Below are 19,576 nucleotides of genomic sequence, written 5' to 3'. Positions count from 1 at the left end.
TGAGCGGCCCCACGATGGGCTCGCGGTGGTCGGCGCTCCTCTACCCTTCCGGCGCGCACGACCGCGACGCGCTCGGCGCCGCCCTGCAGGAGGTGGTGAGCCGGGTCGACCGGCAGATGTCGAGCTGGGATCCGGCCTCCGACCTCAACCGCCTCAACGCCGCGCCGGTCGGGACCTGGGTCGCGATCCCGCCGGACCTCGCCGCCGTGCTGGCCGCCGGGATCGAGATCGGCGCGGCCTCCGGCGGCGCCTTCCACATCGCCGCGGGGGCCCTGGTGCGCGCCTGGGGCTTCGGCGGGGCGGGGCGGCCCAACCCGGGTGCGATCGCGGCGCTGGCGGGCCGCCCCCTGCCGAGCGGGCCCGACCTGCTGCAGATCGACCGGCCGGGTTGCCGCGCGCGCAAGCGCGCGCCGCTCGCGCTGGACCTGTCGGGGATCGCGAAGGGCTTCGGCGTGGACGAGATGGCGCGCGTCCTCGCGGGGGCCGGGGTGACCGCCTTCCTGGTCGGCATCGACGGGGAGCTCCGCGCCCGCGGGACCAAGCCGGACGGACGCCCGTGGGCGGTGGGGCACGAGCGGCCCGAGCCCGGCCTGCGCAGCCTCGCGGGGGTGCTGGAACTGACGGATTGCGCCGTGGCGACCTCCGGCTCCTACCGGCATCGCCGCAGGATCGGCGACCGCACGGTGTCCCACACGATGGATCCCCGCACCGGCGCCCCCGCGTCGAACCGCCTCGTCTCGGTCACGGTCCTGGCCGAGACCTGCATGGTGGCGGATGCCTGGGCGACCGCGCTCCTGGTCCTCGGAGAGACCGAAGCGGTTCGCCTCGCCGAGCGCTCGGGCCTGCGCGCGCTGTTCGTCCGATCCGACGGCCAGGTCGTCTCGACGCTGTGACGCGGTTCCGGATCGCTGGGTTCAGCGGCGCCGTCCGGCAAGACGGAGACAGCTGCCCGGATCTCCTCCCGGACCCGGGCGGCAGCGCGTCCGCCCCCGGCGCAGCACGTCGCCGTCGGCCGGCATACTCCTCCCCTCCCGTGTCGATCTCGCAGCAATGATGTCCTCCCAAAACGCCCATGTGAGGCATATTCTCCGACGATCGATCGACGTGATGGGCATCCTCGCTTCGAAAAATGCCGGCTGATGGTCGGACATTCTCCCTCATACCGTGCCACGCGGAGAGTTCATCCGCCGATCGACCTGAAAACGAAAACCGATTTCATTGACGGGGCGCGCGCATGTCGGTGAGAGTCCGTCCCTGCGGATCGCCGCGCCGCGGACGGACCGCACCGATCGGAGAGTGTCGATGCCTGCGACAGCGGCCCGCCGGGTGCTCCGGCGCGGGGGCCTGTGCGAGACTTGGCTCCTGCTCACGGCCTTCGCCTTCCTGTTCGTCACCGTGCTCACCGCCCGGGCCGAGGAGCGGGTCGTCCGGGGCGGCGACCGGACCTCTGCGGGGGCGATCGCGGACCAGCGGCGGGCGGCGGACGGCGTCCACCGGCTCGGCCCGCTGCCGAGGCCCCTCGCCATCGCGGACGCCGTGCGGCGGCCCGGCCCCTGAGGAATCCCATGGCCCCTCCGACCCGTCGCGCCCTCCTCGGCGGCCTCGCCGGCACCCTCGCGGCGCCCGGCCTCCCGCGGGCCGCGCCAAAAATCCTCCGCTTCGCCTACCAGCGCTCCTCGACGCTGCTCACCCTCCTCAAGACGAACGGCACGCTGGAGCAGCGGCTCGCCGCCAAGGGCTTCGGCGTGAGCTGGCACCTGTTCACCAGCGTGATCGAGCCGATGAATGCCGGCAGCACCGAGTTCCACGCCGACGTGGCCGACGCGGTGCCGATCTTCACGCAGGCGGCCGGGGCGCCGCTGACCTTCTACGCCAAGGAGGACGCCTCCCCGGCGGCCGAGGCGATCATCGTGCCGGCGGACTCGCCGATTCGCAGCGTCCAGGACCTCAAGGGCCGCACGGTCGGCGTCTCCCGCGGCTCGGGCTGCCACTTCCTGCTGGCCGCGGCGCTCAAGCGCGCGGGCCTGAGCTTCGCGGAGATCCGGCCGGCCTACCTCAACGCCCCGGACGGGGCCGCGGCCTTCGAGCGGCGCAGCCTCGACGCCTGGGTGATCTGGGATCCGTTCCTGGCCATCGTGCAGGCGAAGGCGCCGGTCCGGGTGATCACGGACGCCACCGGCTATTCCAGCTACAACCGCTACTACAGTGTGCAGACCGCCTTCGCGCAGGCGCGCCCGGACGTGGTCGGGGTGGTGTACGACGCGCTGGTCGAGGCCGGCCGCTGGGTGAAGGGCAACCCGCGGGAGGCGGCCGCGCGGCTGGCCCCGCTCTGGGGCGACGTCCCGGTGCCGATCGTCGAGACGGTGAATGCCCGCCGCAGCTACGCGGTGAGGCCGGTGCTGCGCGAGGGGCTGGCCGAGCAGCAGGTGATCGCCGACACCTTCCACGAGGCCGGCCTGATCCCCCGCCCGATCGATGCCGCTTCGGTGCCGCTCTGGAGCCCCGAGACGGGCGGCTGAATACCGATCGCCGGCGGCCCCGCCTCCGGCCCGGGGGCGGCGTCCCCCGAGAGGGATTGCGCGATGACACCTCCCCGCTTCGGCGTCTGGGCGCCGGTCCACGGCAGCCGCGCGGCGCATCACGACCCGGACGAGCCGGACGACGCCTCCTGGGCCCGCAACCGCGCCCTGGTGCGGGAGGCGGAGGCGCTCGGCTACGACTCGGTGCTGGTGGCGCAGCACGTGGTGAACCCCTACGACGAGGCCCGCGACCAGCTCGAGACCTGGACCGCCACCGCGGCCCTCGCCGCGCTGACGGAGCGGATCGAGCTGATCGCGGCGGTCAAGCCGGGCCTCTTCCACCCGGTCGTGCTCGCCAAGATGGCGCTGCAGATCGAGCACATCAGCGGGGGACGCTTCGCGCTGAACCTCGTCAATGCCTGGAACGCGACCGAATTCGAGGCGGCGGGCCTGCCCTTCCCGGCGCACGACGCCCGCTACGCCTACGGGGCCGAGTGGATCGCGCTGGTCTCGCGCCTGATGCGGGGCGAGCGGGTGAGCCACGAGGGCCGCCATTTCCGGGTGAGCGACCTGCAATTGCGGCCCGCCGACCCCTACCGGGCGCGCCCGCGGATCTATCTCGGGGGCGAGTCCGAGCCGGCCCGCGCCCTCGTGGCCGATCAGGGCGACGTCTGGTTCCTCAACGGCCAGCCGATGGAGGCCGTGCGCGGGCTGATCGCGGACGCGGCGGCGCGGCCGCGGCACCTGCCGCCCCTGCGCTTCGGGCTCGCGGCCTTCGTGATCGCCCGCGAGACGGACCGGGAGGCGCGGGCCGAGCACGCCCGGCTCCTCGACCTCGCGGGCGCGGATGCCGGGATGCGCGAGGCGAGCCGCACGCGCGTCGATCCCGAGGTGGTCATGATCCGCACCATGGCGAGGACGCGCGCGGTGGGCACCAATGGCGGCACGGCGGCCGGGCTGGTGGGCAGCTACGCCACCGTGGCGGAGCGCCTCGCCGCCTTCCACGCCGCCGGGATCGAGCTGTTCATGCTGCAATTCCAGCCCTTCGAGGCGGAGATGCGCCGCTTCGCCGAACGGGTGCGGCCCCTCCTCGCCTGAGGGGCTGACGATCGATCGGTGTCCGGCCAGCCCGTCCGCCTCGGCGCTGCCGCGGCGGGGGGATCGTGGGGCCGCACAGGTGTGGCGTGGGCGCTCGCGCCCGTCCTCATCGCCCGGACGCGCCCCGGCTTCGTGCCGGCCTGGCCGGGGGCGTGAGCCGTTCCGCCTCGCGCCTCACCCCTGCCCGACGCGGTACTGCTTGGGCGGCACGGTGCCGTTGACGGCGAAATCGCCCACGATGCGGTCGCGGTAGATGCGGGGGTTGTGCGAGGCGATGGTGCGGGCGTTGCGCCAGTAGCGGTCGAGACCGAGCGAGCGCGCCGTCGCCGAGGCGCCGAGCGCGTCGAAGAGCAGGGTCGTGGCGTCGAGGACGAGGCCCGTCACCGGCGTCACGGACTGGTTGACCTCGATATCCGCCACCGTGCCGGCGGCCTCCGCGCCCTCGGCGTCGCCCGCTTGCTCGAGGTCGTAGACCCGCTGCAGCGCCTCGGCGCTGCGCAGGGCCACCGCGCCCGCCGCGTAGGCCGCGCCGCGCACGCGCCCAACCACCTGGAGGATCTGCGGGTCCTCGGCCGCGCGGGCGGCGTTGCCGTGGCTGTAGACGCGGCGGCGCTCGCCGACGAGGCGCGCCACGTCCTCGGCGGCCGCCCGCGCGATGCCGGCGAGCGTCGCGAGGTGGACGAGCTGGAAGAACGCCATCGCGTAGCGGAAGCGGCCCGGATCCGGATTCACGAGGTCGGGCGAGAGCGAGACCTCGGTGAAGCGCACGGTGCCGCTCGCGGTGAGCGCCTGCCCGAACCCGTCCCAATCGTCGATGACCTCGACGCCCTTCGCCCGGCGGGGCACCGCGGCGCCGACCGGCGCGCCGGCCTCGTCCTCGGCCGCGAGGTGGATCCAGTCGGCGAAGAGCGAGCCCGTCGTGTAGTACTTGGTGCCGGACAGCCGCCAGCCGGCGCCGTCGCGCCGCAGCACCGTCTCGAAGGACCCGACCCTGGCGGATCCGGTCTCGGAGACGCCGCTCCCCACCGTCTCGCCGCGGCCGATGCGGGCGATCCAGGCCTCGCGCCACGCGGGCGAGCGGGCGTTCAGGGCGTCCTCGGTGAAGCCGACATGCGCCCGCAGCGCGTTGGTGACGTTCGAATCCGCGGCCGAGAGCTCGATCAGCAGGTTGAACAGCTCCGGCAGGGTGGCGTCGTGGCCGGCATGGGCGCGCGGCAGGCGCAGGGTGGTGAAGCCGGCCTCGCGCAGCCACGCGATCTCCTCGTGCGGCAGGCGCCGCTCGCGGTCGCGGGCAGCCGCCGTGTCGCGGATGCGCCGGAAGACCGGACGGAAGCGCTCGGCGAGATCCTCGTAGCGGGCGCTCGGCCCCCCGCCCCACCCTGCCTGAACCTGCGACATCGGCCTGCTCCCTGTGGCGCGCGGGGACCCGCGCCGGCGTGTAATCCACTTAGTTGATAGACAATTCGAAGAGCGTGGCAAGCGGGTCCGGCCGCCGTCCGGCCTGTTTCTCATTCCGAACGTTTTTTCCGCGGAATATCGCGAGGCCGCCCTCCGGTCCCGGCCCGGGGCTGTTGGCTCCCCGCGGCAGCAACGAAAATCTCGCCTCTCCGCCCGCGAGAGGGGCCGAGCCTCCCCGAGGCCGTTCTTTAAAAAGAACATTCTCGTTGACTTCGGCGCCGCGGCGCGAGAGCGTTCCCGGGCTTGGGCAAGGGCCGCGACGGCCGCCCCTCGGGAGACCCCTCATGGCATGCGAGACCCTCGATCCGGCCGGGTCGCGGCCGAAAGCACCGGCGCGCGTGTCCGGCCGGCGGGCGCGGGAGGCCTGACCATGCGACGCCAGCTTCTCCGGTTCGTCGCCGGGCTCGCGGTGAGCGGCGCGCTCGCGGCGAGCGCTGTGCTGGCGGCGAGCGGTGTGCTCGCGCCGGCGAGCGGCGCGCGCGCCGGGCCGGACCGGCCCGACCTCAAGGTCGGCTTCGCGCCCGGCCCCTACGAGGAGGCCTTCCGGGCCGGGGTCGAGCCGATTCTGCGGGCCCAGGGCTACCGGGTGCAGCGGCTCCAGTTCAGCACCGGCCTGGAGGTGAACGCGGCCGTGGCCCGCGGCGAGGTCGACGCCAACGTGATGCAGCACAGCGTCTACCTGAAGGCCTACAACGACCGGAACGGCACCGACCTCGTCGGCATCGTGCAGGTGCCGACCCCGCCGATGGGGCTCTACTCGCGCAAGCATCGCGACGCCGGGGCCGTGCGCCCCGGCGCCAGCGTGGCGGTGCCGAACGACCCGGTGAACCTGGAACGCGCCCTCAAGATCCTGCGCGACCTCGGCTGGGTGAGGCTGCGCCCCAACGGCAACCCGGTCGACGTCACCGAACTCGACGTGATCGCGAATCCGGCGGGTATCCGGCTGGTGCCGCTGGAGGCCGCGCAGGCCCCGCGCGTGCTCGACGACGTCGACTTCGCGGCGATCCAGGGCAATTTCGCGATCTTCAGCGGGCTGAAGCTCAGCGAGGCGCTGGCGCTGGAGAGGATGACCTCGCCCTACGTGAACGTGGTGGCGGTGCGCAGGGCCTCCGCCGGCACGGCCTGGGCGCGCGACCTCGTCGCCGCCTACCGCTCGGACGCGTTCAAGGCCGCGATCCGGGCCGACCGCTTCTACGACGGTTTCACCCTGCCGGACGACTTCGAATGAGCCGCCGCGAGCTGAGGCTGAACGCCTTCCACATGCACGCCCCCGGCCATTCCTGGGCCGGGATGTGGCGCCACCCGCGCGACGCCTCGGTGCGCTACACCTCCCTGGATTACTGGACCTCCCTCGCCCGCACGGCCGAGCGCGGGCTCCTCGACGGCATCTTCCTCGCCGACGTGTTCGGCACCTACGACGTCTACGGCGGCAGCGCCGACGCGGCGCTCGCGGGCGCCGCCCAGGCGCCGAACGCCGACCCGCTCCTGGTCGTGCCGGCGATGGCGCTCGTCACCTCGCAGATCGGCTTCGGGGTGACGGCGAACCTCACCTACGAGCACCCCTACCAATTCGCCCGGCGCTTCTCGACGCTCGACCACCTCACCGGGGGCCGGGTCGGCTGGAACGTCGTCACCGGCTACCTGGAGAGCGGTGCCCGCGGCATGGGCCTCGCGCAGGCCCGCGCCCACGACGCCCGCTACGAGGCGGGCGAGGACTTCATGGCGGCCGCCTACAAGCTCTGGGAGGGCAGCTGGGAGGACGGCGCGGTCGTGCGCGACCGCGCGCGCGGCCTCTACACCCGCCCGGACAAGGTGCACCGGATCCGCCACGACGGCCCCTATTACCGGGTCGACGCCCACCACCTCGCCGAGCCCTCGCCCCAGCGCACGCCGGTGCTCTACCAAGCCGGCACCTCCGCGCGCGGCCGCGCCTTCGCGGCGCGCCACGCCGAGTGCATCTTCCTCAACGGCCACACCAGGGCCATCGCCGGCCAGGCCGTGCGCCGCATCCGCGAGGCCGCGCGCGCGCACGGGCGGGCGCGCCACGACATCCTGATGTTCCTGGGCGCGACCGTGATCGTCGCCCCGACCCGCGCCGAGGCGCTGGACCTGCGCGACGAGTACGCCCGCTACCTCGACGTGCAGGGCCAGCTCGCGCTCGTCTCGGGCTGGACCGGCATCGACCTCTCGGCGCTCGGCCCCGACGAGGCGCTGGCCTACGTCGAGACCAACGCCATGCAGTCGCTGGTCGAGAACCTGACGGTGAACACGGACCACCGCTTCACCGTCCGGGACTTCGCGCAGTTCGGGCCGCTCGGCGCGCGGGCGCCCTTCATCGTCGGCTCGCCCGGCGAGGTCGCGGACGAACTCCTGTCCTGGGCCGAGGAGGCGGACGTCGACGGCTTCAACCTGACCCGCGTGGTCGTGCCGGAGACGCTGGAGGCCTTCGTCGACCTCGTGGTGCCCGCACTGCAGGACCGCGGCGCCTTCAAGACCCGCTACCAGGAGGGCACGTTGCGCGAGAAGCTGTTTCCGGGGACGGGCGCGCGGCTGAAATCCACCCATCCGGGCGCCGCGTTCCGGCGCCGCGCGGCGTGACCACCGCCATGCCCAAGCCCATCCGCGTCAACGGCTTCGCGATCCACAGCCCGGTCCACCTCTCGCCCGGCCTGTGGCGCCATCCGCGCGACCGCTCGCTCGCCTTCCACACGCTCGATTACTGGACCGACCTCGCGCGGCTCCTGGAGCGCGGGCTGTTCGAGACGCTGTTCATCGCCGACGGCATCGGCATCCACGACGTCTACGCGGGCAGCGCCGAGGCGGCCCTGCGCCGGGCCGCGCAGGTGCCCAAGCACGACCCGATGCTCCTCGTCTCCGCCATGGCGGCGGTGACCGCGCATCTCGGCTTCGGGGTGACGGCCTCGGTCTCCTACGAGCCGCCCTTCACGCTCGCCCGCCGCTTCTCCACCCTCGACCACCTCACGCGCGGGCGCATCGCCTGGAACGTGGTCACGGGCTACTCGGACGCGGCCTCGCGGGCGGTGGGCCGGCCCGGCATCACCGCGCACGACACCCGCTACGACATCGCCGACGAGTTCCTCGACGTGGTCTACCGCCTCTGGGAGGAGAGCTGGGAGGACGGGGCGGTGCTGCGCGACCGGGAGCGCGGCCTGTTCGCCGACCCGGCGAAGATCCACCGGATCGCGCACGCGGGCGCGCATTTCCGCATGCAGGGCATCCACCTGGTCGAACCCTCGCCGCAGCGCACGCCCTTCCTGTTCCAGGCCGGGGCCTCGCACCGGGGCCGCGACTTCGCGGCCGCGCATGCCGAGGCGGTGTTCCTGAGCGATCCCTCGCGGCGGGCGGTCGCCGCCACCGTGGCGGATACCCGCGCCCGCGCGGCGGCGCGCGGCCGCGACCCGGACGACATCCTGTTCTTCGGGTTGATCACGGTGATCGTCGGGCGCAGCGAGGCGGAGGCGCGCGACAAGCACCGCGACTACCTCGCCTATGTCGACCCGGAGGGCGCGCTCGCCCTGTTCTCGGGCTGGACCGGCATCGATCTCTCGGCCTATTCGCTCGACGATCCCTTCCCGGTGATCCGCCGCGACAACGCGGTGACCTCGATGGTCGAGTCCTTCGCGCGGGCCGAGCGGCGCTGGACCATCCGGGAGATCGTGCAGCACAACGCGATCGGCGGCCGCGGCCCGGTGCTGATCGGCTCGCCCGAGCAGGTCGCGGACGGGCTCGAAGCCTGGATGGATGGGACCGGCCTCGACGGCTTCAACCTGAGCTACGCGGTGACGCCCGAGGGCTTCGGCGACTTCATCGACCTCGTCGTGCCGGAATTGCAGCGCCGGGGCCGCTACAAGGCGGACTACGCGCCGGGCACCTTGCGCCAGAAGGTGTTCGGCGAGGCGCGGCGACTGCTGCCGGGGAGCCACCCGGCGGCGCGGTTCCGACGGGCGGAGGCCTGATCCGGGATCCGGTGATCCGACCGGATCCCGGATCACGAGCCCGCGCGGCGCGTGAGCGAAGCCCCAATCCGCCATCCCGAAGGATCAGCGGGAACGTTCCTTTTCGAAGACGAGTTGACGGCGAAGACGCATCCTGCCGGGCACGGGACGGCGAGAGCGTTCCGCGGCCTCGTCACGGGTCGAGCCGCGCCGAACGATCGGGAGCGACCCGCTCGGGCGCGGCGCCGGCCGCGCCGGCGCTCTCCGCCCGCCCCCTCTCCCGCGTCGCGCCGGAGCACGCGGCCCGCAGCTTTGCAGTGGAGTCGCGCCGATCGATGATCGAGGGATCGTGAACAGCAAATGTTAACAACTATCGTTGATCAGTCGCTGCCGGATTGCGACGCTGCTGGTCCCATGCTGCACTGGAGTATGGTAAGTGAGGCGCCCGCGGAGAACTTGCTCTGAGATCGAATGCTTGGCCCTTCTCTACCTCAAAGAGATGCCGTGCTTCGAAGACATCGAATCCGTGAAAGTGACGCTGCAGGAGGACGCCCATCGCAGACGCCACTTCACGATCGATGTGATCGGAGCCGGAGAGTCCGACCGGACGGCGATCAAGAGCGCCGTCATCCAGTTCCTCAATGCGATGTGCAGCATCTACGACGTGGTTGACGAGCAGAGGCGCGATCGAAGCGTCTCTTGAGGCTCTGGACACCGCGTCCGCCGCGCCGCCGGTGGTCACGCGGTCGCCGCGCCGCCGCGCGAGGCTCCGCCGCGCGGGCTTCCCGACCCGGGATCCGCCCGATCGAGGCGGATCCCGGGTCAGACCTGGGCCTGGCCGCCATCGACGAAGACCTCGACGCCGTCGATGAAGCTCGCGTCGTCCGAGGCCAGGAACACCGCCGCCTTCGCGATCTCGTCCGGCTCGCCGACCCGGCCCGTCGGGACCTTCGAGGCGAGATGGTCGAGCAGCCCCTGCTGCTGGGCCGCATCCGGGCCGGCAAGGGCGACGAGGCCCGGCCTGCGGGTCGCGCCGGGGCTGAGCGTGTTCACCCGGATGCCGCGCCCCTTCAGGTCGAGGATCCAGTTGCGGGCGAACGACCGCACCGCCTTCGAGGCGGCGCAGAGACCGATTCGGCTCGCGCGTCGTCGCGGGGCGGGGCCAGCGGAGAACGCCGCGCGACCTCGGATGCCGCTCATCCCAAATCCGCTTGATCCCTTCGGGATGGCGGATGTGGGCTTCGCTCAGGCGCCGCGCGGGCTGGTGATCCGCTTGATCCCTTCGGGATGGCGGATTGGGGCTTCGCTCAGGCGCCGCGCAGGCGTGTGATCCGGGCCCGGCAAGCCGCGGTTGCGCGCGTCCCTCGTCGCGCCCCCGCCCGGCATCGCGGCGCAGGCTGGCGAGGGTCGCCGCGAGAGCGTCGAAAGGGGAGGAAGGGCTCCGAGTCGAACTCCCACCTAGTCAAATATGGTTCGGATACGCTCGACGTATCCGAGCGTTTCTTCGATGTGCCTCAACGCCAGAGCCGTATTATCTTTGAAGCAACAGATTGCGCCAAATAGACGATCTTTGGCGAAATTGATGATCATCTTCGCCTCGATGTCGGCATCGTAACGCTTTATCAGCTCGTCAAAATCCAACCGACTGGCTTCGAGGCCAACCTTGCTGATTTCTCCGGTTTCCAAAAAATGACCCATATGAGATTTTAGGATGATTTTTAAATGCTCAACATAATCGATCTCGCTCAACTCGTCGATCACGACGGATGCAGGATCCGTATAATCTTCATAAAGTTCTTCGTGATAGTTTTTCACAATTCCGCCCCCGCGAGAATCGCTCAATGCTCAAATCATATCCCAGAATATAATCTATGGGAATGATACCCTACGTACGTGGCGCGCTGGCGCCGGCACGCGCCGGGCGCATCGCGGCCGCCCGGTCGATGCCGTCCGCGAGGGCTGAGGCGCGGTCGTTGCTCCTCCGCCGATCTCGCGCCTCGCGCGGATCACGCGGGAGCCGCGGCGCCGGCGCGGCGCCGGCGCGGCGCGGAGCGTCGGCTCCGAACGCCGTCGCGACGCGCGGAGGGAACCGGCCCGGACGCCGCACCGAGCCAGACCCGTCGTCGGCCCTCGATGCGCGCTTGCCCCCGCGCGGAACGCGGGGGGCCGTGAAACCGAGATGACGCGGATCGCCGCCCGTCCCGACGGGGCGAACCGGCACGGCGCGTCCCGCGGGAATGCAGCCCGGTCAGTAGGGGCGGCAGACGCCCGCATACGCGTCGTAATAGGCGTAAGGCCCGCACTCGCCGTCACCGGCCGGGCTCGTGAGAGCATATCCCGCAGCCGCCCCGACCGCGGCCCCGGCAAGGCCGTACCCGTAGGGACGGTACCCGTAGCCGTATCGGTGATATCCGCCGTAGCCCCAGCCAGGCCGCCCGGCGATCGGCCGCGCTCCCCACCCGGGCCGCCCCGCACCCCAGCCGGGCCTGCCCGCGATCGGTCCTGCCGCCCCCCAGCCCGGGCGGCCCACGCCACCGCGCCACCCCCACCGACGGACGCGCCGCGGAAGCCGCCCCCTTGGAAGCCGCCCCCGCCGCGGAAGCCCCGCGCCTCCGCGACGATACCGCTCGAAATCAGGACGGTGATGGCTGCCGCCGGCAGAATCAGACGCCTCATGGCCCAGCCTCCTGGACAGTTGGATCCTGGTCAGGTGGGCGCTGCTCGGATCGTTCCGCCGCGCGCAACGGCTCCGAAAGCGCGAGACCACCGTCGCATTCCCGACATGCTAAACCATGGCGCCGGCGCAGCTTGATCGGACGAGACAGGCGGGCCCGAGGTCAGGCTGGTCAGCCGGCGGACCTTCGGCTCCGCGGCCGCGATCCACGCGGCCGCGAACCACGAACGGAGTTTCGGCCGTCCACCCGCCGCCACCGGCCTTGACCAGAACGAGAGCGCGACAATTGCCGAACGTCCTCCGCGAGATCGCTCGGATCGGATGCCCGCAAGAGCACTGACGCTCTCGCGTCAAGAATGGTGAAGATCGAGAGCCAATCTCCACCATCCATGCAGCGCTGCGGACGGCCGAATTTTCAGAACAGAGCCGTCCGTCTTTGGCAATCTCCGGAACCTGCTAGGTCAGCAGCATGACCAGGACCATTCCCCATATCGTCAAGAAGGTGTTGCTGACCGCATAGGTGACGGTGTAGCCGAGGCCGGGGATCTGGCTCTTCGCCCGATCGGTCACCATCCCGAGCGCGGCCGTCGTGGTGCGCGCTCCCGCCACGGCCCCGAGCAGGATCGCGTCGTCGAAGCGGAACAGGTATTTCCCGGCATAAAGGGCAAGGATGAGCGGCAGCGTCGTCGCGAAAATTCCCCAGAGGAAGATACCGTAGCCGAGCTGCTGCAATCCGGCGACGAATTTCGGGCCGGACGAGATGCCGACGATCGCGATGAACACGTTCAGTCCGACGGAGTTCATGAACCAGACGGTCGAGGACGGGATCCGTCCGAACATCGGACGAACCGACCGCAGCCAGCCGAAGAAGAGGCCCGAGATCAAGGCGCCCCCGGACGTCGAGAGCGTCAGCGGCACGCCGCCGACGGTGTAGACCACCGCACCCACCAGGGCGCCGATCGCGATCGCAGCGCCGATGAACATGACGTCGGCGACGTCGGTGGCGCGGTCGGGATGGCCGATCGCCTTGGTGGCCGCGCTCACGTCCTGAGTTCGGCCGACCAGCGTGAGGATGTCGCCGCGATTGATCCTCGTGCTCGGCAGGATCGGGATGTCGATCGCGGTGGCGCCGCGCGTGATCTTCCGCAGGAAGACGCCGCGCGCCCACGGGCTTTGCGCCAGCTCCGCGAGCGACTTGCCATCGACCTCCCTGCTCGTCACGTAGACGTCGAGGCCCTCGACCGGCACCGCCAGCAACTCCCTGTCATCGACCTCCTCGGCCGCCGCGCCGATCAGGCCGACCAGGACCTCGCGCCGTCCCGCGACCGCGACCACGTCTCCCGCCTGGATCACGGTATCGGCGGTCACATCCATGACATTCGCGCCGCGGCGAAGCCGTTCGATGTAGAGCCGCTGCTCCGGCACCATCCGCTCCGCCTCCGCGGCCGTCTTTCCGACGATGATCCCGTCGGGCCGCACGCGATAAGCACGCAGGTCGAATTGGTGCCACGCGGTTCCGGGGCCGCCGGCGACCTTCGTGCCGCCGCGCTTCTCCTCGTAGCGCTTGCAGGCGGCCTCGAGGTCGATGCCCAGGAGGGCCGGGCCGAGCAGGGCGATGATCACCGCGGAACCCAGCGTGCCGAAGATGTAGGTGATGGCGTAGGCGACCGGCATGGCGTCGAGGAGAGCCTTGGCCTGCTCGGCGGGGATCGGCAGCCGGTTGATCGCGTCGGTCGCCAGACCCATGGAGGCCGAGATCGTCTGGGAGCCGGCGTAGAGCCCGGCCGCGGACCCGGCATCGTAGCCCCCGAACCGCGCCGCGAGATAACCGCCCGCAAGGCAGAACACGCAGACGATGACCGCGAAGAGGGCCTGCGGAAGACCGTCCTGCGCGACGCCCCGGACGAATTGCGGTCCGACCGCGTAGCCGATCGCGAACAGGAACATCAGGAAGAAGAACGGCTTGAGCGGCCCGGTCACGCTGATGCCGATCTGGCCGATGACCACGGCGGCGATGAGCGTCGCCGTCACGGCACCGATACCCAGCCCCTTGTAGGTGAAGGACCCGAAGTAATAGCCGAACGCCAGGGCGATAAAGATGGCTATCTCAGGATACTGGCGAAGCGTGTTTGCGAACCAGTCGAACATGGAAGCCCTCTCCCGTCAGATCCGCCTCGTCCAAGTGCTCGCACCTCATCCCATGGCTCGCACCTCATTCCATGGCTCGCACCTCATCCTACGCGGCTCGCGAGGTCTTGCTCGTCGCAGCCGGTGCTTTAGACTTGCGCTTTGCCGCGATCGCATCCGGTTTGAGCAGCTTGAGCCCCCTCGTCTTCTCGTAACCGTGGATCTCCTTGACGTCGAGCTTGCGCATGAAGTCGACCGTCTCCCGCGTCAGCACCTGGCCCGGCACCATGATCGGGAAGCCGGGCGGGTAGGGGATGACGAAGTTCGCCGAGATCATCTCCGGTCCGTCGCGCAACCGGCGGTCGCATTCCGGACCGAACAGCGGCACGTATTCGCAGAGCGAAGGATCGTAGGCACTGAAGAAGGCCGAGCGGATATCGCCCTCGGGCGTATTCTCGCCGGCGTTTTCCCTGAAGCTCTGGTGGAAGTGGCTGAAATTCGGCAGATCCGGCACGTCGGTCATCAGCGACTTGACGCGCGCGTCGAAGGCGGCGCGCTCCGCCTCGCCGCCCGCCGCGAGGCGGTCTTCGATGCCGTGAGCGATCTCGACCAGCACGCGGATCAGGTGGGCGACGTCGCTGCGTGTATTGTTGATGTTCGATTGCAGCAGCACGCTGTTTCGTGATGTCTTGTTGAGCTGAATACCGTACTGGCTCGCCAGAAGGCCCTTGAATTGCGTGCCGTCGAAGCCCGCCGTGCCACAGACGAGCGTCATGCGCGTGGGATCGAGGTAGAATTCGTCCTCGTGCATGGCGCGGACGACGTCGGCCCAGGTCGCGTCCGGGTCGAGGTAGTCCTTGAAGCCGGACTGGCGGTACGCGGCCGGGATCATGCGCTCGGCACCAAGGACGTTGAAGTAGCGCGACACCAGCGGATGCGTGTTGACCGCCCGGCGGATCCGGAGCGCGATCTCGATCGCGTTCATGACCAGCCCGTAGCCTTCGAGCTCCATCTGGCGGCGGGCGACGTCGAGGCTCGCGATCAGCTGCTGGTTGGGGCTGGTCGAGGCGTGCGTGAACACCGCCTCCCGGAACTGCGCCTCCACGGAGTGGAAGTCGACATCCTTCACCAGGAGCATGGAGCCCTGCCGGATCGCCGACATCGACTTGTGCGTCGAGTTCGTCTGGTAGACGCGAAGCCGCGCGCGGCGCGGATCGGGAATCAGCCGCGTCCTCAGGAGCGCCTCGTCCGAAGGCTGGGGTCCCAGCTCGCGCTGCTGCGCCTCGTAGGCGTCGAGCGAGGCCGGGTCCCGCAACCATGCCTCGATCTCGGCCGCCGCTCCCATCGCGGTGCGGGGCCGAAGGAAGGGTGAGAACCGGGCGAAACCGGACCATGCCTCGTCCCACAGGAAGACCAGGTCCGGCTTGATCGCGAGGCATTCCTCCATCACGCGGCGCACGTTGTACATGTGGCCGTCGAAGGTGCAGTTGGTCAGGTCGAGCAGCTTCAGCCGCTCCAGACGACCGTCGGCGCGCAGGGCGAGCAGTGCCCGCTTGATCGTGGTCAGCGGAACCGCCCCGTACATCGAGTATTCCGTCATCGGAAATGCCTCGACGTAGATGGGATGCACGCCGGACAGCACCATGCCGTAGTGGTGTGACTTGTGGCAATTCCGGTCGACGATGGCGATGTCTTCGGGCCCGAGCAGGGCCTGAACGGCCATCTTGTTCGATGTCGAGGTTCCGTTGGTCACGAAGAACACGTGGTCGGCGCCGAAGGCGCGCGCCGCCATGTCCTGCGCCCGCTTGATGGTGCCGGTCGGTTCGAGGAGGCTGTCGAGGCCGCCCGTCGTCGCGCTGCTCTCGGCGAGGAACAGGTTGATGCCGTAGAACGCGCCCATGTCCCGGATCCAGTCGGATCTGAAGACCGACTTGCCGCGCGCGATCGGGAGTGCGTGGAAGGTGCCGATGGGCCGCCGCGCATAGCGCTTCAGGTTGTCGAAGAACGGCGTTTCGTAGCGGTCCTGCACGCCTTCGAGGATCGAGAGGTGAATCTCCAGGGGCTCCTCGACGGCGTAGAAGATCCGGCGCACGCAATCCGCGGCGGGGTCGCCCGCCAGATCCTCCACCCGGCGCTCGGAGAGGATGAAGATGTCGAGCTCCGGCCGGATTCGCTTCAGGGCCGCGGCGAGCCGCAGGGCGGAGGTGCTGCGGTCATCCTCCACGCCCAGCGTGTGCAGCACCTCCCGCAGCACGGGCGCGTCGTGGCGCGACCGGAACGCGAAGCCCTCCGGCACGACCGCCGAGATGATGGACGGGTTGATCGCCGCCGCGCAGAGAGCATCCTCGAACGACCCGACGAGAACCGGCTCGTACACGAACGAATCCTCGGGGCGGCGGAGCCGGCGCAGCTCCTCGGCGAGGGCCGGCCACCGCGAGGCCGGCTGGGCGGTCACGAACAGCACCTCGAAATAGGGGCGGTGCGGGTCCGCCTCGCCGAGGCCGGGCGGCATCACGTCGCCGACCTCGTCCGGTGCCAGTTCGGCACGCGGGTCCCACTCCGCGGCCCGCTCGCGGTAGGCCCGCGTGAGCAAGGCATTGGAGATCCGCAGCGCCATGCGGGCCGTGCCGCCCGCGTCGTCCTCCGCGATGGCGTTGCGGAGCGCCGCCAGGAGCCGCGATCCCGGATAGGCGTGGTAGCCTTCGACCGCTTCCATGGCCTGGACGGCCGCCTCGACATCGTCCCGCTGCCTGGTCCCGGCCTGCCACGCTTCGGCAACGACCGCGATATCCCGCCACTGGTCCAGTCGGGCGGAGTGCATGAGCAAGAATTGGTCGACGCGCTGCGAGGATGAGGCGCCACCCTCATCGACCGATCGCGGGCCAAGCCTTCGTGAGGATCGCTCGTTAGTCCGCAAATTGGACGGCGTGTGCGGTCGGTCAGCCTTCGACATGGAGGTAACCCTCTCTCGGCCTCGCCAGTGCGGGCGCTGATCTTGCTGGAAACCCTCGTCGATCGATGTATGTTAAAGCCGCCGGTTCCGGCGGCGCTTGATCCAACGGGACACGTCAGGATTGCTTCAATTCGAAAGCACGCGCAGTGCTACCATTGGCTGGGCGGGCGATCACCGCGAGTATTCGATCTCAAACCTGAAGCAGACGGGAGCGACCGCGATGCCAGAGCCTCTCCGCATTCTCCGGTGGGTCGGATCGGCGCCGGCGGCGGCTCGGCCGGAGCCCCTGTCGGCCAGCCCGCGCCCTGCGATGAGATGCGCCGCTCAACCGCGCCCCGCCCGTCGTCGCGGCTCCGCCCGCGCTCCGCGGCGCGCCCGCGAGGTCAGGCCCCTGGCAGAGGGACGGGACGTTCGCTGATCGGGTCCCCTGCTCGGCGCGACGCGCCACCCCCGGGAGGATTCGCTCCCGATCCGCGGAGTCGTCCACATGGCTGAACTCGGACCACCCATGCAGGCTCGTCCGGCAGGTGCGCCGACGGGGCTCGGCTCGGATGCCGTGGCGGGCGCCACGGTCGCGGCGGTCGTTCTGCCCAAGGCCATGGCCTACGCGACCGTGGCCGGATTGCCGGTGGCGGTCGGCCTCTACACGGCCTTCGTGCCGACCATCCTCTACGGCCTGCTGGGCTCGTCCCGCGTTCTCAGCGTGAGTTCGACGACCACGCTGGCCATCCTGACCGGGGCTGAACTCGGCAGCGTGGTGTCGGACGGCGATCCCGCGAAGACAGCCGCCGCGTGCGCGACCCTCACCGCCCTGGTCGGCGCGCTGCTTCTCGCGGCGCGGCTCCTCAAACTCGGCGTCGTCGCCGATTTCATCTCGGTGCCGGTCCTGACGGGCTTCAAGGCCGGGATCGGTCTCGTGATCCTGCTGGACCAAGCCCCCAAGCTTCTCGGGCTCCACGTCGCCAAGCAGTCGTTCTTCGCCGATGCGCTGAGCCTCGTGCGACACCTCCCCGAAACCTCCCTGCCGACCGCGGCCGTCGCGGGGATCACGCTGGCCGCGCTCATCGTGATGGAGCGCCTCAGGCCCCACTCGCCAGCGCCCCTCGTGACCGTCGCGGGGGCGATCGCGGCCTCGTGGCTCCTCGACCTCCACGCCCGGGGCGTCCCGATCGTCGGTCCGATCCCGCGCGGCCTCCCCGCGCTGTCGTGGCCCGACCCGGCCCTCGTCCAGGCGCTTCTTCCGGGCGCGATAGGCATCGCGCTGATGAGCTTCGCGGAGAGCATCGCCGCGGCGCGAGCCTTCGTGGTTGCGGGCGATCCGCCCATCGATGCCAATCGCGAACTCATCGCCACGGGAGCGGCCAATCTGGGGGGAGCGTTCCTCGGCTCCATGCCGGCCGGCGGCGGGACGTCGCAGACGGGCGTCGTCCGGGCCGCCGGGGGCAGGACGCAGACCGCCTCGCTCGTCGCGGCGGCGGCGGCTCTCGCCACGATGCTGGTCCTGGCGCCGATCTTGAGCCTCCTTCCGCACGCGACCTTGGCGGCAATCGTCGTCGTGTACTCCGTCGGCCTGATCCAGCCAGGGGAGTTCCGGGCCATCCTCCAGGTGAGGCAGATGGAGTTCCGCTGGGCCATCATGGCGGCCATCGGGGTGCTCGTCTTCGGCACGCTCCAGGGCATCGTCGTCGCGGTCGTCCTCTCGCTGGTCGGCCTGGCCCTCCAGACCGCGCGCCCCGCGGTCGCCGTGATCGGTCGCAAGCGCGGTGCGGACGTCCTGCGCCCCCTCTCGCCCGAGCATCCCGACGACGAGACCTTCGACGGCCTCCTGATCATACGGCCCGAGGGACGCCTTTACTTCGCGAATGCACAGAACGTGGGTGACAAGATCAGGCTGCTCATTGCAGAACACAAGCCTCGCGTGGTCGCCCTCGACCTCAGCCGCGTTCCGGATATCGAGTATTCGGCCCTCAAGATGTTGCAGGAGGGCGCGAGACGAACCAGCGTGACGGTTTGGCTCGTCGGCTTGAATCCCGGTGTGCTTGAGATGGTGAGGCGCTCTGGTCTGGACAGGGAGCTCGGACCGGATCGCCTGCTGTTCAATGCGCGAGTTGCTATTCAGCGATACCAGGAGAGACAAGCGAAATGCGTGCCCGATTAGAGCATTTTCCGACGAAGTGGATGCCGGTTCGTCGCAGAAAATGCGGCAAGATCAGAGATCTAGTGCACAGACACTGACGAACGCACCACGCGCTCATTTGCTAAACGTCTACAAACGCCCGAGAAATCGCGCTGAGCTTTGTACGTTTTGAAGGCGTCAGTGCACTAGAGCGGCACCCGGTTGCAACGTGATCGGGTGCTGCTCTAGACTCGTCGGCGCCGGACGAGCGGCGTGCCATGCGCGCTCGGCATCGGGACGCAGCCACCCCGACGGCTTCGCGCCCGGCCTCGGTCCGCGCCTCGGCCTCGTGAGGCTGCCCGTCGGATCGGATCCCGCCTCCCTCGGCGAAGCACGCGATCCGAAACTCTCGCCGAAACTCTCGCCGAAACTTTCGCCGAAACTCTCGCGCCGGCTGCCGGTTATGGCTGGCACCGATGACCGCCGCCCCTCAAGCCCGGACCGCCCCCTCGCTCAAGGGCCCCGCCCGGCCAGCCCCGCCGCCTCGGGGACAGGCCCGACGCACGCGCGACGATCCCCCTCCCGATCACCGCTTCGTCGGCGGTCACCGGCGGGGGGCCGACCGGCTGCGCTCGTCCGCGACCCCACCCAGGCGCGCCCGCGCGCATCTCCGGA

The 19,576-nt window shown here is 70.4% G+C and carries 14 protein-coding genes and 2 pseudogenes; 10 read left to right on the top strand and 6 right to left on the bottom strand.

Annotation, left to right across the window (positions count from 1 at the left end; all coding sequences use genetic code 11):
- Positions 1 to 14 precede the first annotated feature (14 nt).
- From QA634_RS08095 to QA634_RS08080, 4 genes are all read left to right on the top strand, one after another.
- Positions 15 to 893: an FAD:protein FMN transferase gene (locus tag QA634_RS08095; protein WP_150108606.1), complete on the top strand. Its 879-nt coding sequence runs from the start codon at positions 15 to 17 to the stop codon at positions 891 to 893.
- A 409-nt stretch (positions 894 to 1,302) separates the two neighbouring features.
- Complete coding sequence (locus tag QA634_RS08090) at positions 1,303 to 1,557, top strand: hypothetical protein (RefSeq protein ID WP_012331507.1); 255 nt, start codon at positions 1,303 to 1,305, stop codon at positions 1,555 to 1,557.
- A gap of 8 nt (positions 1,558 to 1,565) precedes the next feature.
- Entirely contained in the window at positions 1,566 to 2,519 is a 954-nt protein-coding gene (locus tag QA634_RS08085; protein WP_012331506.1) for an ABC transporter substrate-binding protein, read from the top strand.
- Positions 2,520 to 2,582: 63 nt separating this feature from the next.
- Entirely contained in the window at positions 2,583 to 3,617 is a 1,035-nt protein-coding gene (locus tag QA634_RS08080) for an LLM class flavin-dependent oxidoreductase (protein WP_012331505.1), read from the top strand.
- 174 nt (positions 3,618 to 3,791) lie between these two features.
- Here the strand turns inward: QA634_RS08080 and QA634_RS08075 are convergent, their stop codons facing one another.
- Entirely contained in the window at positions 3,792 to 5,015 is a 1,224-nt protein-coding gene (locus QA634_RS08075; protein ID WP_012331504.1) for an acyl-CoA dehydrogenase family protein, read from the bottom strand.
- Positions 5,016 to 5,445: 430 nt separating this feature from the next.
- Here QA634_RS08075 and QA634_RS08070 point away from each other — a divergent pair, with 430 nt between their 5' ends.
- The 4 genes from QA634_RS08070 to QA634_RS08055 all read left to right on the top strand — a co-directional run bounded on the left by QA634_RS08070 (position 5,446) and on the right by QA634_RS08055 (position 9,734).
- Positions 5,446 to 6,303, top strand: coding sequence for a MetQ/NlpA family ABC transporter substrate-binding protein (locus QA634_RS08070; protein WP_012331503.1), 858 nt, complete (start codon positions 5,446 to 5,448; stop codon positions 6,301 to 6,303).
- Positions 6,300 to 7,673, top strand: coding sequence for an LLM class flavin-dependent oxidoreductase (locus tag QA634_RS08065; protein WP_012331502.1), 1,374 nt, complete (start codon positions 6,300 to 6,302; stop codon positions 7,671 to 7,673). Before QA634_RS08070 ends, QA634_RS08065 begins: the two co-directional genes overlap by 4 nt.
- 8 nt (positions 7,674 to 7,681) lie before the next feature.
- On the top strand, positions 7,682 to 9,052 hold the full coding sequence (locus tag QA634_RS08060) for an LLM class flavin-dependent oxidoreductase (RefSeq protein WP_018262098.1): 1,371 nt from the start codon (positions 7,682 to 7,684) through the stop codon (positions 9,050 to 9,052).
- A 454-nt stretch (positions 9,053 to 9,506) separates the two neighbouring features.
- Positions 9,507 to 9,734: a hypothetical protein gene (locus tag QA634_RS08055; RefSeq protein WP_012331500.1), complete on the top strand. Its 228-nt coding sequence runs from the start codon at positions 9,507 to 9,509 to the stop codon at positions 9,732 to 9,734.
- Positions 9,735 to 9,853: 119 nt separating this feature from the next.
- On the opposite strand, the pseudogene QA634_RS08050 reads toward QA634_RS08055, so the two are convergent.
- From QA634_RS08050 to QA634_RS08030, 5 genes and pseudogenes are all read right to left on the bottom strand, one after another.
- A pseudogene (locus tag QA634_RS08050) lies at positions 9,854 to 10,276 on the bottom strand (SDR family oxidoreductase); the annotation flags it as partial.
- A 213-nt stretch (positions 10,277 to 10,489) separates the two neighbouring features.
- The gene (locus tag QA634_RS08045; RefSeq protein ID WP_150108605.1) at positions 10,490 to 10,873 is read right to left on the bottom strand and encodes a hypothetical protein; all 384 of its coding nucleotides are present in this window, start codon (positions 10,871 to 10,873) and stop codon (positions 10,490 to 10,492) included.
- Positions 10,874 to 11,279: 406 nt separating this feature from the next.
- Positions 11,280 to 11,707 (bottom strand): annotated as a pseudogene (locus QA634_RS35820) (hypothetical protein).
- Between the two features lie 454 nt (positions 11,708 to 12,161).
- Positions 12,162 to 13,853, bottom strand: a complete 1,692-nt coding sequence (gene aspT, locus QA634_RS08035; RefSeq protein ID WP_012331498.1) for an aspartate-alanine antiporter — start codon at positions 13,851 to 13,853, stop codon at positions 12,162 to 12,164.
- A gap of 88 nt (positions 13,854 to 13,941) precedes the next feature.
- Positions 13,942 to 16,548, bottom strand: coding sequence for a decarboxylase (locus QA634_RS08030; RefSeq protein WP_043700959.1), 2,607 nt, complete (start codon positions 16,546 to 16,548; stop codon positions 13,942 to 13,944).
- Here QA634_RS08030 and QA634_RS35540 point away from each other — a divergent pair.
- Together QA634_RS35540 and QA634_RS08025 are read left to right on the top strand one after the other, a co-directional pair.
- Complete coding sequence (locus tag QA634_RS35540) at positions 16,525 to 16,686, top strand: hypothetical protein (protein ID WP_341850691.1); 162 nt, start codon at positions 16,525 to 16,527, stop codon at positions 16,684 to 16,686. The two genes, QA634_RS08030 and QA634_RS35540, sit on opposite strands and share 24 nt — an antisense overlap.
- A 586-nt stretch (positions 16,687 to 17,272) precedes the next feature.
- Entirely contained in the window at positions 17,273 to 18,943 is a 1,671-nt protein-coding gene (locus tag QA634_RS08025; protein ID WP_012331496.1) for a SulP family inorganic anion transporter, read from the top strand.
- Positions 18,944 to 19,576: the final 633 nt, after the last annotated feature.

This window comes from Methylobacterium sp. CB376, assembly GCF_029714205.1.
Lineage (GTDB): Bacteria > Pseudomonadota > Alphaproteobacteria > Rhizobiales > Beijerinckiaceae > Methylobacterium.
This window is presented reverse-complemented; position numbering and strand designations above follow the sequence as displayed.